Annotated in this window: 2 protein-coding genes; both read right to left on the minus strand. The window is 45.5% G+C overall.

The features are described from left to right. Positions 1-290: FISUMP domain-containing protein (locus tag BUB38_RS15655; RefSeq protein ID WP_305774191.1), on the minus strand; the 290-nt coding region annotated here is incomplete at its 3' end. Between the two features lie 61 nt (positions 291-351). Next, positions 352-1,044, minus strand: a complete 693-nt coding sequence (locus BUB38_RS15660; protein ID WP_073161656.1) for an FISUMP domain-containing protein — start codon at positions 1,042-1,044, stop codon at positions 352-354. Positions 1,045-1,152 lie beyond the last annotated feature (108 nt).

Here is a 1,152-nt window from a genome sequence, read left to right on the forward strand (position 1 = left end):
GCAAAATATTCGCCATTTACGTACAGAGTGTAGAACCTGCCGAACGTTTCGCAAAAATTTTCTTCTCTGGCATAGCATAGGCTGTACGGTGCGTCAAATTTCAAGTTCTCAGCCATCCACACTTGGTTGCCTATTGTGGTGTACTTGTACACCTGTCCATCACGTTCGTCAGTGAATGAACCTCGGTTCGGCTCGCCGTATGCGTTCATCCCTTCGGCTGGGCAGACGACGTTTGCGTCAAAAGTGTCCTTAGGCTCCGAAGGGCTATCTTCGGAACAAGAACAAAGCAAGGCTGCAAATGTTACTGAAATTGCTAATGTAATTGGGTTGTTCATAAGAAAAAAGTAGTTGTTAATCCTTTAGACACCTAATAGTCATTTTTGGACTGTTTATATCAAAAGCTAATCCTGTCGAGTTAAAGGAACTTGTGAAAGTTGTTTGAGCATCTCTTGCGGTTGACGTCCAGTAAACGGAAACGGTATACGATTGGATAGAGAGATTTCCATCCACAAGCCATCCCCCCGCTGGTTTTGAATTAAACCCACAATCGTCAGTTCCTGGAGTATACCATTCCCCAAAATCAGAGGAACTCATCAGTCTACGTCCAACATACCCCTCTCCGCCCATGCTCTCAACTAGCATTTTCCATTCGTCCACAGAGGGCATATGCCACCCGGCAGGGCAAATGGTGTCTACCAAATCCTGGTCAAAGAGTCCAAAAAATTCGCCGTCTACATGCAGCGAATAAAACCTGCCGAACGTATCGCAGAAGCCTTCGATTTTGTCATAGCACAGGCTGAACGGTGCGTCGAATTTCAAGTTCTCGGCCATCCACACTTGGTTGCCGATGGTGGTGTACTTGTACACCTGTCCATCACGTTCATCAGTGAATGAACCTCGGTTCGGCTCGCCGTATGCGTTCGTCCCTTCGGCTGGGCAGACGACGTTTGCGTCAAAAGTGTCCTTAGGCTCCGAAGGGCTATCTTCGGAACAAGCCCAAAGCAAGGAAACAAAAGCGGTAAAAAGAATGAACTTTGATTTCATGTGAATGTTAATTCTTTAGACACCTAATAGTCATTCTGGGGCGATTTATTTCTATTGACTGACTTCCAAGATTATAGGCATACATTGTATCATAACTTCTTCTTGTAG

It is taken from the genome of Fibrobacter sp. UWH5 (genome assembly GCF_900142505.1).
Lineage (GTDB): Bacteria > Fibrobacterota > Fibrobacteria > Fibrobacterales > Fibrobacteraceae > Fibrobacter.

Bases quoted from the DNA above. Each gene is read 5' to 3' on its own strand.
- BUB38_RS15660 (WP_073161656.1), bottom strand. From the start codon at position 1,044: ATGAAATCAAAGTTCATTCTTTTTACCGCTTTTGTTTCCTTGCTTTGG.